This window comes from Marinoscillum sp. MHG1-6 (assembly GCF_024714475.1).
Taxonomy (GTDB): domain Bacteria; phylum Bacteroidota; class Bacteroidia; order Cytophagales; family Cyclobacteriaceae; genus JAMZMI01.
In genome coordinates, this window is sequence record NZ_JAMZMI010000005.1 from 49,847 (window position 1) to 64,304 (window position 14,458).

Here is a 14,458-nt window from a genome sequence, read left to right on the forward strand (position 1 = left end):
AGGGCTTTTTCTTTTGAAGGCTTTCGTTCTGGCGTCAATACTTTCGATTCAATATTTCACTCAAAACCACCGCTTTCTTAGCTTCATTAGGGTTTTGCAAGGCAGCCAATATTTCCTTACCTATTGGGTTCTCCTCTTCTTCAGGATCCTCCCTCCTTTTGATTCCGGATGTAAAATGTGAATCTCTTTCGAACTGAATATCCGAACCCTCTGCCATTTTAATCGACTCTTCATAGACGCGTTTACTCTCGTCATCAGCAAAAGTACGTTTAGATCGGTCTCTTTCACCAGGCTTATGGGTTTCAGGTTCGGTCACAGGGTCCGGCTCATTTCTTTGATCTTCAGCGAATTCGTCCAGCATGGTCTCCTTATGCTCCTCGGATTGTTCATCCGTAAATTCCCTCAAAAGCTCCTCAAAAGTCTTTGGTCTATTCCGTGTTTGTTGAGGTACATCCATGCCTTCCTCCTGGTATTCGTCCTGCACCTTTTTTTTGCGCATGGCCCTCATGATCAAATAAATCAAGCCAAATACCAAATACACCCAAAATTGAATATCATCCATAGTGATCTTATCCCTATATTTATTTTAATTTGATGGTTTATAATAGTCTGAAAACCACCCATACTTTATGCAGCTAACCCGTCTCGAGATAAAAGGATTTAAGAGCTTCGCGGATAAAGTTACAATAAATTTTGATGAGGGAATCACCGGAATTGTCGGGCCGAATGGCTGTGGTAAATCCAATGTGGTAGACTCCATCCGGTGGGTGCTGGGAGAGCAAAAAACACGTGTTCTTCGCTCAGACAAAATGGAAAATGTGATCTTCAATGGAACGAAGTCCAGAAAGCCGACACAGCTTGCGGAAGTATCACTGACCTTCAACAACACCAAAAACCTCATACCCACTGAATACTCACAAGTGACCATCACCCGGCGATATTTCCGTTCCGGTGAAAGCGAATACCTACTTAATGGTGTGCCCTGCCGACTAAAGGACATCACCAACCTATTCCTGGATACAGGTATCGCGTCCAATACCTACGCGATCATAGAATTGAAGATGGTGGATGATCTGCTCAACGACAAAGACAACTCGAGAAGAAGTTTGTTTGAGGAAGCGGCAGGTATCTCCAAGTTCAAAATTCGAAAAAAGGAAACACTCAAGAAGCTTGGTGATACGGATGATGACCTTGACCGGGTGGAAGACCTGCTTTTTGAAATTGAGAAAAATCTCAAATCGCTTGAAAAGCAGGCAAGGCAAGCTCAAAAATACTATGAGATCAAGGAAGAGTATAAGCTCAAAAGCATTGCTTTAGCGAAGAAATCCATTGAATCACAGAACAGTATCAAGGATACCATTCAAAAGGAATTAGAAGCCAGTGGTGATAAGAAAGGTGCGCTTACAGCCCAGATGAATGAAAAAGAAGCGGTTATTGAAAAGGCCAAAGCAGACCTGGTAAGCAAAGAAAAGCTTCTATCCTCCAGACAAAAATCTCTTAACGAGCATGTAGGGAAAATCCGACAGTATGAGAGTGATAAGAAGATCAAAAATGAGCGTCAGCGATACCTGAACGCTCGCATCGACAACCTGAACGAACAGATCTCTCAGGACAAGCAAAGTAACGAACGAGCATTGTTCTCTCTGAGCAGTCTGGATAAAGAAAGAGAAACAGCGCAAAGCATCCTGTCTGAGATCAACAACAGACTCGAGCACCTCCAAACGGAGCTGGATGAACAGAAATCTCAAACGCAGGAGGCACAGGCCGTCCTTAATGAAAACAGCCAAAGATATACCTCCAAACGTGAAGAGGTCTTTCAGCTAAGTAAAGAAATAGAGATCAAGGAGATCCAGATTGATAGCCTTCAGAATGAGTTAAAGAAATCCAGAGAGGACTCTTCTCAGCAATCTGAAAACCTGCGCGACTTCGAGTCAAAACTGACCGAAATTGGTAATGAAAAAGATCTGAAGACTGAGATCTACCTAAAGCTCAAGAGTAAAGAAGAGGACCTCAAGAACAAGATTGAGTCTGTACAAAAGCGTGTTGACCTCATGCGTGAGGAATTGACCAAGACCAATCGAACCCTTGACTCCAAGCAGAACGAATATAACCTGACGAAGTCTCTGGTAGATAACCTGGAAGGTTTCCCGGAGGCCATCAAGTTCCTGAAGAAAAACAGTAGCTGGAAGGACGCTCCTCTCCTTTCGGACATCATCACCTGTCCGGAGGAATACCGCATTGCAATTGAAAACTACCTGGAGCCCTACATGAATTATTATGTGGTGAACACCAGGGAAGATGCCCTTAAAGCGGTAAACCTGTTAAGTGATGCCTCCCGGGGGCGTGCTCATTTTTTTATACTTGAGTCACTCAAAGATCATATTGCTGAAGCCCCTCTAATAGAATATGCTACCGCTGCTACGGAGGTGGTAGAATACGACGAAAAATACATAAAGCTGATCAGCTATCTGCTGGAAAATGTCTACATCTACGAAAGTGAAATTCCTGATCGCCCTCAACCCGGTACTATTTTCGTTGAAAAAGGCGGTAAGGTCATTCACCGAAAATTCAATATTTCAGGTGGATCTGTAGGTTTATTTGAAGGAAAGCGAATTGGTCGAGCCAAGAACCTTGAAAAGCTTGCTGTCCAAATAAAAGACTTAACGAAGAAACAACAAACTACAGAATCTTCGATCAACGACGCTCAAAATGAGCTTCACAAATTAAAGGAATCCAGTCAGTCCGAAGAGCTTTCCAACCTGCAGGAAGAGATCGGCCATGTTAATGAGAAGTACATTAGCATCAAGACCAAGCAAGAGCAGTTCACTGAGTTGTTATCCTCCAATGAAACGAAAAGAGAGGACATCGAACAAAAAATCAGCGAGCTAAGTGAAGAACTGGAATCGCTGAAACCTCAATGTTCAGAAAGCAGAGAGCTACTGACTGAATTAGAAAGTCAGGTAGAAATCTACCGTGAAAATCTTGAAGACCTAAACGAAGCCCTCAGCCAGAAATCGACAGCCTTCAACGAAGAAAACGTCCTCTTCCATCGTCAGCAAAACAAGGTAAACAGCGTCAAGCAGGAAATTGGGTACAAAGAAGAAGCAGCAAGTAGCAGTGCCGCCAGAATCGAAAGAAATCAGGCTGACTTACAACATGCGATCAATGACCTGAATGAATTGATGAAAAAAGCCGAGGAAAGCGACGACGATCTTATCGGCATGTATGAGGAAAAAGAATCGATCGAACAAGGTGTCAACGAAGCTGAAAGAGAATACTACAAAGCCAGAGGAGTTATTGACGAGGAAGAAAAGGCGGTAAGAGAACTTCAACGTATGCGCGAGTCCAACGACCAGATATTGATGGAATGGCAAAACAAGCTGAACGAAACCAAGCTTAAGCTGAACTCAGTCAAAGAACGCTTGTCTGTAGAGTTCAATGTAGACCTGAACCAGGTTGAAATTTTCGATAACGAAGAGGAACTTAAGAAATCCGAAGAGGAACTTAAGGAAAATGTAGAAAGACTTAAAAGCAGGATCGAAAACATGGGACCGATCAACCCGATGGCAATGGAGGCCTTCGAAGAGATTAAAGAACGGCATGATTTCATCACGGGCCAAAAAGAAGATCTGCTGAAAGCCAAGGAATCTTTAATGGCCACGATCAATGAAATTGATACGGTGGCTAAGGAAACATTCCTCGATGCCTTTGAAAATATCCGGGATAACTTCATAAAGGTCTTCCGTACATTATTTACAGAAGAGGATGATTGCGAACTCAAGCTTACTGATCCTGATAATCCGCTGGACTCCCCTATCGAAATCATGGCAAAACCAAAAGGGAAAAGGCCATTGACAATTAATCAATTATCCGGAGGAGAAAAGACTTTAACGGCTACTTCTCTTCTGTTTGCGATCTACCTTTTGAAGCCTGCTCCGTTCTGTATTTTCGACGAGGTAGATGCGCCTTTGGATGATGCGAACATTGACAAGTTCAATGAAATCATTCGCAAGTTCTCCAAGGAGTCTCAGTTCATCATTGTAACACACAACAAACGTACCATGGCCAGTACAGATGTCATCTACGGTATTACTATGATCGAACAAGGAGTATCAAGAGTCGTTCCTGTCGACCTGAGAGAACTAGCATAAGCTTAATCGTCTAAAAGCCAAAAGGGATTGGAAACAAACTCAGTCCAGTCAGCAACCAACGCTGCCTTAAGATTATCAATTTCGTCTTGTGTGCTGTTGGTATCTGAGGCCTTTATTCCGGTTAGATACCTAATTAAGGAATAACAGATCGTAAACTGACCACAGGCAATCAGGTTTTCCAAACGTTTCACCTCTATGTCTTCCGGAGTAAACCAAAGCGTGGTCGCCATTTCTGATGCAGTCTGCGCACATTTGTATATCTCAGGGCTCGGAAGTGGGACGCCGGGAATCGGCTTCTCTCCTCTCGTTTCCGTGGATTTGTTACCTTCAAACTGATCCTTTGTTAATTGATAAATAAGGACAGTAGCTCTTCGTTTCTTTAATTCATTGTTTCTATAAAAGAGATCATAGTTCAGTCTTCTAATCTGTTTGAGGAATACCTCGCTCACCATTTTCACTCCGGAAGTCACCCGTTCTTCAATCATCCGTTTCATCAGCTCAATTTTGAGGTCATCGAAGAATTTGACCTTCTGAAGGAAAAATTTCGGAATCAATTTCTCAACCCATTTTTTAAGAAACCAAACAGCCAATCTTAGACCAATGCCAAGGACCAATCTGGCCAAGATTGCCAACACACCGACAAAAGTGATAATTCCTCCTATATAATAACCCAACACATTAAAATCTGGATAAATATCAGCTGCCGCCACCCAGGTAAGCCCCAACCCGACCAACAACACGATCCAACCTATCCAATTACCCTTAATGGACGAAAGTATCTTTTGCGCTATTTGCTTGATCGTTTTTCCCTCATTGATCACATCATCTGATTGCTCCCAGGGTGACATATTGTAGCTGGCCACATCACAGACGACTACCAGATCATACTTTTGTCCGTTTTTGCGTCTATTATTGGCGAGCATGGTACTTCCAATACCCTGATTGTCCACAATACCTCCATCCATTAAGCCGATTCCATCTTTAAAATACTCCAATTTCTTGATCTCCTGATATTCGGGATGATCATGATCCAGGTAATCATCCGGCATAATCATAGGTGCAAAACCTAAAGGAAAACAGGAAGAAGAGGCTACTGCATCTGCTATCTTGATGGAATCCCTGGCCGCTTCGAATCGATTCAGGTCGATACGGTAATTACCAAAATCCCCTCCCAATTGGAACCTGAATGCCAAACCAAATGAAAACTCGGTGGCATTAAAACATATATCCTGTAAATGGCTGGGGTTCTTCTTAAGAAAGCCAAAGGTTTCATCGGTCAGGGAATCCGCATAAGCTATGCTAAATGCATTGACTAGTGTATGTTTCTTATCTGTATTTGCCCAAACATCTTCATTCTCCAATTTATCCAACGCCTCAATCAGTACCTCGTCACCGTTCAGAAAGGATTTCATGTCTTTAAAAAAAGCATCAAAAGGCTGTTGAGCCGCAGCTGATTTGGCGTATGCAGCACCTGCAATGGTCCCGCCACTAACAGTACTAAGCCCGGCTACGTGATGTAGCAGTGTTTTATCCTTCCACTTGAAATGATTGAGATAAGAGAGTACGCCAAGGCAAAAAGAAGCGGCACGAAAACCACCCCCACTAAAGGCCAGGGCTATATTTTCGAAGAGATTGACTTTGGATGAGGTGCTCATTTAGGAGAGTTTATTATAATCTCTCCCAATAACGCATTCAATTACGTCAATTGCAATAATTAATTAACAGAAAATGGGCTATGCCTTTTTGAGATCAATAAAAAAGGAAGTCCCCTGCCCTTCTTTGGTTTCATAACTAATGGTTCCCCCCATCATCTCTGTGTATTGCTTGACGATATGCAACCCAAGTCCCATTGAATGCTCACCACCTGTTGGTCGGGCACTTAACTTCTGATATTTTCTATAAATTTTATCTGCATCATGACCTGAAAAGCCAGGCCCTTGGTCTTTCACAATCAACCTAACCCAATTTCCTCTTAAGACAGATGTGATCAGCACTCTCGTATTTCGCTCGCTATATTTGATCGCATTTGTAATCAGGTTTTCCAGCACCTGGTGGGTATAAAACTTATCTGCGCAGGCAACAACTCCTTCTCCTCGAACCATTTCCAGTTTTATATTCTTCTCCGACGCACTGGAACCATGTTCACGGCATGCTGATTCAATGACTTCGTTGGCATCAAAACTCTCCATATGGATGTTTCGCATCCCGGAGTCAATGGCATCGGTATCCAATATTTTCGAAATCATATTGGTCATTTTTTTGGACGCCTGAACCGTAAACTGATTCAGTTCTTTTACATCATCCGGTAAATCCTCCCGGGACTCGAAAATCTCCGCTATACCGGCAATATGCGTCAAAGGAGACCTTAAATCATGAGCTAATACATGGATCAAATCATTTTTCTCCTGATTGATCGCCTGCAGCTGAGCATTTCGTTGCTCAATCACCTCCTGATGCTCCATCAACATCACATTCGCCTTATGTTTGATTCGGTATCTAACTATTAGAAACAAAAGAACCAGAATCGTAATAATCGTCATCAGGGCCATAACAATGTTGGCGCGTATCTGATCCTTATCCTTTATTGTTGACTCCAGCAAAGCCCGGTGTTGCAATTCCCGTTCCCTTTGAGAAATAGCAATCTCCTCTAAAGGACCTATTTCAGCCGATTTAGAAATTCGATTGATGGTAGCCGAAACATCTTCTCCTAAATAATTATTAATAATTCGGGTTCGGTCCTTCTCAAATGTGTCACTTGTAAAGTAATCATTCACTGCACCCTCCCAGTCACTATTCTTAGGGTAAATAAATGCCAGTCCTTCTAACTTATATGGGTAAAAAAATTGTCTTCGAACCGATCTACTTGCATTCAATCCAATTAAAAAATTTGGTAAATCGATATATCCAAAGGCATTCTCATGCTTTGATATTTCATCAATGATCTCGCCACTATTCTTTACATAAATCTTGTTGAAATTTATATTCTGTTCTCTTTCAAGCCTTCTTATGGATGCATCGAGGGTCGTTTTCCTGATGGTAATGGCTGTCCCTCCATCAAATACCTTACGAAACTCCGAATTCGTGAGAACAACAGGGAGCTTTGCATTGGAAACAAGTACCGCAATATCCGCCAGATAAGGCGGTGTAAAGTTCCAGTAGGCCTTCCTTTCTTCTGTGATAGAAAAAGATGACGCTCCAAACATGCCACTCTGGCCATCCTTAATATTGTCCATGACCTCTTCAAAGCTTTTTGTTTCTTTCCATTCTAAAGTAATGGAGACATCATGTTTCTTCTCAAGGTATTGAATGAAAGCCGTGGATAGATCAAATTCGATACCATCAAGAATGTCCTTTGACTTGGTGATTTCGATGTTATTTGGGTACCAGTAATATTGCACTGCCCCATGTCCTTTTTTGAGAATATCCGACCAACTGTCCTGAGCTTTCATCGGACATGCAGCCAGACAAACAGCCATAACGAGTAAATAACTCTTTATCAAAGGGTGAAAAGGTAGCAAGTTGGTATTAATTGACTAGTCAATAATAGATAACCAATCAATAACAAGCTAACGAAGTGGAATCAGCGGGTATTTTAACCTACCAATCAGGAAAATCGTGCTTTATTTGGGCATCCACCTTAAGTTTCAGGAATTGGCCTCACCCACATCTCCATAAAATCCAAAACATTCTTCTTATAAAGCCTTTCAGTATCCATACATAAGGAAAGAATACTATCCGCCTGTTTCTGATCAAATTGAGTTTCAAGATTACGTTTAAACTTCTCAACGAGTACAGGAATTCCCTCTGTCCTTCTTCTCCTGTGACCAATGGGATACTCTACCTCAATCACTTCTGAGGTGCTGCCATCTTCGAATTCCAATTGCAATGCATTGGCAATGGAACGTTTATCCGGATCATGATATTCTTTACTAAAACGTTCATTTTCAGTTATGATCATCTTCTCGCGCAGTTGATCTATTTCAGGGTGAGACTCCGCATAGCTATCCTCATAGTGTTCCGCGATTAATCTACCTTCCAATAAACCAATTGCAACCATGTATTGCAGACAATGATCTCTATCTGCCGGGTTATTTAATGGACCTTTCTTGTCAATGATCCGAATAGCTGATTCGTGAGTTTGAATATGAACATATTTCAACGAACCCAGCTTTTCCTTAAATTCACCATGCAGCCGGATAGCTGCTTCTACCGCAGTCTGTGCATGAAATTCCGCAGGGAAACTGATTTTGAAAAGTATATTCTCCATCACGTAATGGGTATAAGAGCGCTGAAACCTGAATGGCTCTCCTTTGAACTGCACATCGTAAAAGCCCCATTTCGGTGCAGATAACACCGTAGGATAGCCCATCTCCCCTTTCAAAGTAATCAAGGCCAACTTAACAGCTCTGCTCGTAGCATCTCCCGCCGCCCAGGATTTACGTGTACCTGTGTTCGGTTCATGTCGGTAAGTCCTGAGGCTATGCCCATCAACAAAGGCCTGAGAAAGTACCCGCAATATATCAAACTGCCCCCCACCCAATAAATGCGTACCTACAGCGGCCGAGGCTACCTTCACCAATATAACATGATCCAGGCCTACCTTGTTAAAACTGTTCTCCAGCGCCAGTACACCCTGAATTTCATGAGCTTTGACCATGGCCTTTAATACGTCCTCCATGGTCAGCATGGCTTCATTCTTCTGTTTGGCCTGTAAATTTTGGTATTCAGCACAGGCCAGGATTGCACCCAGATTATCAGATGGATGTCCCCATTCTGCTGCGAGCCAGGTGTCATTGTAATCCAGCCATCGGATCATGGTCCCTATATTAAAAGCCGCCTGTACGGGGTCCAGCCGATAATCTGTTCCGGGAACATGTACCCCACCTTTCAGTACAGCCCCCGGGACAATAGGACCTAATAGCTTGGTGCAGGCAGGAAAATTTAAAGCCAGAATCCCACACCCTAAGGTATCCATAAGACAATACCTGGCAATATCCATGGCTTCCTCACTGGGCATGGAATCATTTAACACATATTCAGCTATTTCCTCAAGTTCCTGATCAGGTTTATTCACTTTCTACTTTTTAGGGGGTTAACAGTTCTTTTCGCAGGACCGATATAATTAGCTTCAGGCCTTATGATGCGGTTGTCTTCGTGTTGTTCGATGATATGAGCGGTCCATCCGGTAATTCGTGCAACCACAAATATCGGTGTGTATAATTCGATTGGAATGTCAAGTAGATAATAAGCAGTGGCTGCAGGGAAATCCAGGTTTGGGAAGATGCCTTTTTCCTCCACCATAATCTTTTCAAGGACCGCAGAGATATCATGCCATTTAGTTAAGCCTTTCTTTTCAGCCAATTCTTTACCCATTTCAGTCATGATCCCAACACGGGAATCTCCCTTTCTATAAATACGATGACCAAACCCCATCACTTTCGCTTTGTTGGCTATTTTATCCCTTAGAAAGGCTTCAGCCTTATCGACAGACCCAATTTCCAACAACATGTGCATGACCTGCTCATTGGCTCCGCCATGCAAAGGACCCTTAAGGGCACCAATAGCCGCAGAGATCGCTGAATAATAGTCGGATAAGGTAGAAGCGACGACCCTTGAGGTAAACGTGGAAGCATTAAAACTGTGCTCCGCATAAAGAATCAATGAAGCCTCCAACAACTTAATTTCCAATTCATTTTCAGCTTCCTTCCCTCTCATCATATAAAGGAAATTCTCTGAAAAGGATTTTGAGTGGTCCGGCAATACCAAAGGCATATCGTGAGTGATACGATAACTGTTGGCTACAAGCGTGGGTAACTTGGGGATCAGCCACAATGCCTTTCTTAGATTAATGGCCAAACTGTTTTCTCCCACTTTGTTGTGATCGTCGGCAATACCCAGGTAATCTACGCCCAGTTTAAGGTAATCCATCGGATGACCATATTTAGGCGTTCTTTGCAATATTTCTACAAGTTCTGTGGGTAAGTTTCGGTTATGAGCCTCAACCTGCTGGTAATCTTTGAGTTGCATCCAGTTTGGTAGCTCTCCATGCAACATCAGATAGGTTACTTCCTCAAAAGAGCAATTAGCACACAGATCATTAATATCATATCCGAAATAATGAAGGCGCTTCTCTTCCACCTCTACATGTGAAACATGGGTATCGTCGGCGATGATGCCGTCTAACCCTTTTTTGGCTTTAAATTTCTCACTCATGGGTCGTCATCTTTGGGTTCTGCTGTTTTGGGTCGAAAATGGGCGACTTTCTCATCCAGTCGGGCATAATCATCATAACGTAATAGCTCATAGAGCTCATCCCGGGTTTGCATCCGGTCCAGAAGGGACTTCTGTGTACCTTCCGTTTTGAGGGCTTGATAAAGGCTTTCGGTGCCCTTCATAGCCACTCTCAGCGCGGTGACAGGGAAAATCACCATTTTATAGCCCATATCCATCAATTCGGTAGCGCTGAAATGGGGTGACTTTCCAAACTCAGTCATGTTTGCGAGCAATGGCACCTTCACCTCTCTGGAGAAGGTTTCAAATTCTTCTTTGGTCTTGAGTGCCTCAGGGAAAATCGCATCGGCTCCTGCCTCGATATAGGCATGCGCCCGTCCAATAGCTGCTGACAATCCTTCTACCCCCCGCGCATCCGTTCGGGCGATCAAAAGAAAATTCTCATCCTTGCGGGTCATAGTGGCGATTTTGATTTTCTCATTCATCGCCTCGATAGTTATCAATTCCTTGCCTTCTAAATGTCCGCAGCGCTTTGGTAACACCTGGTCTTCGATATGCACTCCGGCCAAACCCAACTGTTCCATCTCCCGCATCATACGAGCCACATTGACCGGCTCACCAAAACCGGTATCCATATCTGCAATGCAAGGGATACTAACTGCTTCAACAATGTACTTGATGAAAAAAGAAAACTCATTCATAGTCAACAAGCCAATATCCGGAAGACCTGCCCCTGCACTTAGTGCCGCGCCCGAAATGTAGCAACCATCGAAGCCCTGCTTTTGTATCTGTAAGGCAGTGAGTGCGTTAAAGGCACCGGGAAGAACGATGCCATCGGTCTCTAGTTTCTGTCTAAATGTTTTTCTTAAGTTATTGATGGACATAGGGTTGTTTATGTTTTCTTAATTTAAGGTATTTAATTGATAGTTAATAGCTGATCTTGGTCAGCGGTTGTAGGTAATGAACAGTAGACCGTTAACAGTTGACGGTAGGCTGTGGTCAGTTATCAGTGTTCAGTCAATAGTTTATAGTTTTCAGACGGCTAGCACCAGGAGGCAATCCTGAGAGGATCTTTGGGGTTGGTTGGCATCTTATGTGAGATGATTTATCCGGCTCATGATCAGGGATTTGTGACAAATATTCTATATATTTTATATTATTTCCTATTCACCCAAGACATGTCCCAGGGAACGCTACTTGAACACTTTTTTCATTGGGAAAAGCATCACCCCGACCAGGTATTTTTGCGTCAACCCATACAAGGACAATGGCATGAATATACCTGGCGACAGGTTGGTCAATTGGCGCGCGATACGCTTGCATCCTTTCAATCGTTAGGGCTAGAGCGAGGAGATCGTATTGCGATATTATCAGCCAACTGTGCTCAATGGTTTATTTGCGATCTGGCCATTTTAATGGGCGGGTTCATTTCCGTTCCTCTCTATGCCAACGTCAATGCATCGACAATGGTGAAAATTCTCGATCATTCTGAATCAAAAGCGATCTTAATTGGGAAGCTGCTGGATAAGGACTGGTCAGCAGTCAAGCAACATATTCCTAAGAATATCCACACGCTCGAGATGGATGGGTACCCTCGCAATACAGTCAGGCCCTGGAACGAATGGGTTACCACTTCCGGTGAGCCTGAGATGACTGATGTTCATGCTGAGGATGTATGTACAATTATTTACACTTCAGGAACCACAGGAGATCCCAAGGGGGTCGTTCATACTCATCAATCGATCCTCAATGCCATCAAAACTGCCGCGGTAGATGTGAAGCTTGATCGGCCAGGGAACCGGTTTGTCTCTTATTTGCCACTAAGTCATGCAGCGGAGCGTGGGTTGACCGAAGGCGGAAGTATTTATTCCGGTGGTGTGGTATCTTTTATTGAATCGCAGGTTTCCTTTATGAGTAACCTTCAGGACATTCAGCCGACTCATTTTTTTGGTGTTCCTCGCATCTGGGAAAAAATCCAGTCACAAATTCTGATAAAGATGCCGCAAAAGAAACTGGACCGACTGCTTCGTATACCTTTGGTTTCAACAATTGTAAAGTCTCGGATATTACGTGCCCTGGGGCTTAAAAAAGCAGAGGTGATTATATCAGGAGCTGCTCCCCTGTCTGCTGAATTGATCAGGTGGTACCGAAGTATAGGGTTGGTGATTCGAGAGGCGTATGGAATGAGTGAAAATTTCAACGTCTTATCGATGAATCCTTCCAATGATATTCGCCCGGGCACTGTTGGGAAGTTATTCCCTGGTCAGGACATTGTCATTGATCCCGAAACGCATGAGATCCTTCAAAAGTGCAGCTGGTCGATGAAGGAGTATTACAAGGAACCTAAACTGACCGCCGAAGTATTCAAGGATGGCTATTTGCATACTGGAGATATGGGTAGTCTCACTGACGATCAGTTTCTCACCATCACGGGGAGAGTCAAAGATATCTTCAAGACTTCCAAGGGTGAGTACATCACTCCTTCTCCTATCGAATTAGCCTTTCAAAGTCTGGCTTTTGTAGATCAGACCTGTGTGGTGGGTTCTTTGTATTCACAGCCGTTTGTGCTGGTTGGATTGTCAGAAACCGGGAAAAGCATGGATAAAGAAATGGTAAAGAAAGAGCTTACCAATCAGCTGAAATCACTCAACCAACAGTATATGGGCTACCAGCGACTGAAGTTAGTTGTGGTGGTAGAAGATGAGTGGACTTCGGATAATGGACTGCTAACACCATCGCTGAAAATGAAGCGCAACGAAATTTCTAAAAAATACGAAGAAGCTTTGGCGCCTATCTACGATCAGAGCGTACCCGTAGCCTGGGAAAGTGAGATCGAGGTGCTGGTATGATCCGAATGTGGGGGAAAGCTTACAGTTATCAGTTGACAGTGGATAGTGAACAGTTGACCGTGAACATCATTCATGAACGTCATTGTGAAGGCTGTCTGAAAGAAGCCTGAAGCATTCTATTCAAAGTGCAAGATGCTCGTAATGACAGGAGGTGATCGGCTAGAAATCAGTCAGTCCTTAGTCCTCAGTTAGCATCGATTAGCAGTTCATAGTTTCCGATGAAACACTATTCCAACATATGAATTGAAGATTCTAACTGCCAACCTGCAAAGTATCCCCCTGATAAATTTGCTCGTAAAGGTTCACAACAGATGAGCTGCTTACTGAATTCGCCATGTCTATTTCAATTAATATTTTTTCCAACCGACTGAACTCAGGATTGCCATCATAGATAAGGCTATTTAATGTGTCACCATCTATGATAATATTTTGCCATATTTTAATGTTGTAGAATGTATGATCACTAAAATTTAATGTAGGCGAGCCAGCCATATTTCGATGAGTAAACTGATGATAAAAAGTTGTATCATTTTTTATCCTTATGGGTTCATACCACCATTCTGCTTCTAAATCAATGAATACATTGGGATTCGAATTGATTAGGTTTATTTCTGCACCATTTTGCCAACGATAAAGCTCAATTTCGCTGGGGACATTGCTTTTTTGAAAAAAGACTTGCTCGAAGTAGACATCATAATCATAGTATCGCTCAGTGTTCATACTATCCGGATTAACATACAGGTCAATACTGGAATTATAAGTTGCCCAAAAAGATTCTTCCCCATAGACTAATCTATTAGTTATGAATCCATGACCTGAAATCTGTTGCTCTCCATTATAAATCCAGGTACGTATTCCATAATTAGACTCACCTGTTCCAATCTGTTTTACCATTAGGTAGTAAGAATTGGTATCTGTCAGGGCTAACAACAAAGAATCAGGAGTACCATACCACACTCCGCTTGCAATCTGATCATAATAGCCAGCTGGGTTAAACTGAAATAACCATGCCAGTGTATAGTAGTCTTCTGATATAGCTGATATGCGGGCTCCATGGACTGAAACGATTGGGGCTTGTTCTCGATATAATTTAATCGCCACTTGGCTTGTACTTTCTTCGATCTCTGTTTTAGGGGTTACTTCGTCATTCTCGCAGGCTAACAATCCGAGCAAGAAGATCATTAGAAAGAATGCGGTTTTAAGGCTTAAGGTTTTCATAGCGTTAAA

At 42.9% G+C, this 14,458-nt stretch carries 9 protein-coding genes; 2 read left to right on the forward strand and 7 right to left on the reverse strand.

What is annotated here, in order from left to right:
* Nucleotides 1-34 precede the first annotated feature (34 nt).
* The gene (locus NXR94_RS12470; protein WP_258104978.1) at nt 35-499 is read right to left on the reverse strand and encodes a hypothetical protein; all 465 of its coding nucleotides are present in this window, start codon (nt 497-499) and stop codon (nt 35-37) included.
* A 130-nt stretch (nt 500-629) separates the two neighbouring features.
* On the opposite strand from NXR94_RS12470, the gene smc reads away from it, so the two are divergent.
* Complete coding sequence (gene smc / locus NXR94_RS12475) at nt 630-4,151, forward strand: chromosome segregation protein SMC (protein WP_258104979.1); 3,522 nt, start codon at nt 630-632, stop codon at nt 4,149-4,151.
* 2 nt (nt 4,152-4,153) lie between these two features.
* Here smc and NXR94_RS12480 read toward each other — a convergent pair whose 3' ends face one another.
* The 5 genes from NXR94_RS12480 to prpB form a co-directional block, all read right to left on the reverse strand.
* Nucleotides 4,154-5,806, reverse strand: a complete 1,653-nt coding sequence (locus NXR94_RS12480) for a patatin-like phospholipase family protein (RefSeq protein WP_258104980.1) — start codon at nt 5,804-5,806, stop codon at nt 4,154-4,156.
* A 78-nt stretch (nt 5,807-5,884) separates the two neighbouring features.
* Nucleotides 5,885-7,627 (reverse strand): ATP-binding protein, encoded by a 1,743-nt coding sequence (locus tag NXR94_RS12485; RefSeq protein ID WP_258104981.1) that lies wholly within the window; start codon nt 7,625-7,627, stop codon nt 5,885-5,887.
* 161 nt (nt 7,628-7,788) lie between these two features.
* Nucleotides 7,789-9,225, reverse strand: coding sequence for a bifunctional 2-methylcitrate dehydratase/aconitate hydratase (locus tag NXR94_RS12490; protein ID WP_258104982.1), 1,437 nt, complete (start codon nt 9,223-9,225; stop codon nt 7,789-7,791).
* Nucleotides 9,222-10,364, reverse strand: a complete 1,143-nt coding sequence (locus NXR94_RS12495; RefSeq protein WP_258104983.1) for a citrate/2-methylcitrate synthase — start codon at nt 10,362-10,364, stop codon at nt 9,222-9,224. The genes NXR94_RS12490 and NXR94_RS12495 overlap by 4 nt, the downstream gene beginning before the upstream one ends.
* Nucleotides 10,361-11,266, reverse strand: coding sequence for a methylisocitrate lyase (gene prpB / locus NXR94_RS12500; RefSeq protein WP_258104984.1), 906 nt, complete (start codon nt 11,264-11,266; stop codon nt 10,361-10,363). Before prpB ends, NXR94_RS12495 begins: the two co-directional genes overlap by 4 nt.
* Before the next feature lie 294 nt (nt 11,267-11,560).
* Here prpB and NXR94_RS12505 point away from each other — a divergent pair, with 294 nt between their 5' ends.
* Nucleotides 11,561-13,231 carry an AMP-binding protein gene (locus tag NXR94_RS12505; protein ID WP_258104985.1) on the forward strand — a complete coding sequence of 557 codons (1,671 nt, stop codon included), beginning with the start codon at nt 11,561-11,563 and terminating at the stop codon, nt 13,229-13,231.
* A 252-nt stretch (nt 13,232-13,483) separates the two neighbouring features.
* Here NXR94_RS12505 and NXR94_RS12510 read toward each other — a convergent pair whose 3' ends face one another.
* Complete coding sequence (locus tag NXR94_RS12510) at nt 13,484-14,449, reverse strand: hypothetical protein (protein ID WP_258104986.1); 966 nt, start codon at nt 14,447-14,449, stop codon at nt 13,484-13,486.
* Nucleotides 14,450-14,458 lie beyond the last annotated feature (9 nt).

What these genes read in the sequence shown, in the direction of transcription:
- NXR94_RS12470 (WP_258104978.1), bottom strand. Translation starts at nt 499, where the DNA reads ATGCGCAAAAAAAAGGTGCAGGACGAATACCAGGAGGAAGGCATGGAT.
- smc (WP_258104979.1), top strand. Translation starts at nt 630, where the DNA reads ATGCAGCTAACCCGTCTCGAGATAAAAGGATTTAAGAGCTTCGCGGAT.
- NXR94_RS12480 (WP_258104980.1), bottom strand. Translation starts at nt 5,806, where the DNA reads ATGAGCACCTCATCCAAAGTCAATCTCTTCGAAAATATAGCCCTGGCC.
- NXR94_RS12485 (WP_258104981.1), bottom strand. Translation starts at nt 7,627, where the DNA reads ATGGCTGTTTGTCTGGCTGCATGTCCGATGAAAGCTCAGGACAGTTGG.
- NXR94_RS12495 (WP_258104983.1), bottom strand. Translation starts at nt 10,364, where the DNA reads ATGAGTGAGAAATTTAAAGCCAAAAAAGGGTTAGACGGCATCATCGCC.
- prpB (WP_258104984.1), bottom strand. Translation starts at nt 11,266, where the DNA reads ATGTCCATCAATAACTTAAGAAAAACATTTAGACAGAAACTAGAGACC.
- NXR94_RS12505 (WP_258104985.1), top strand. Translation starts at nt 11,561, where the DNA reads ATGTCCCAGGGAACGCTACTTGAACACTTTTTTCATTGGGAAAAGCAT.
- NXR94_RS12510 (WP_258104986.1), bottom strand. Translation starts at nt 14,449, where the DNA reads ATGAAAACCTTAAGCCTTAAAACCGCATTCTTTCTAATGATCTTCTTG.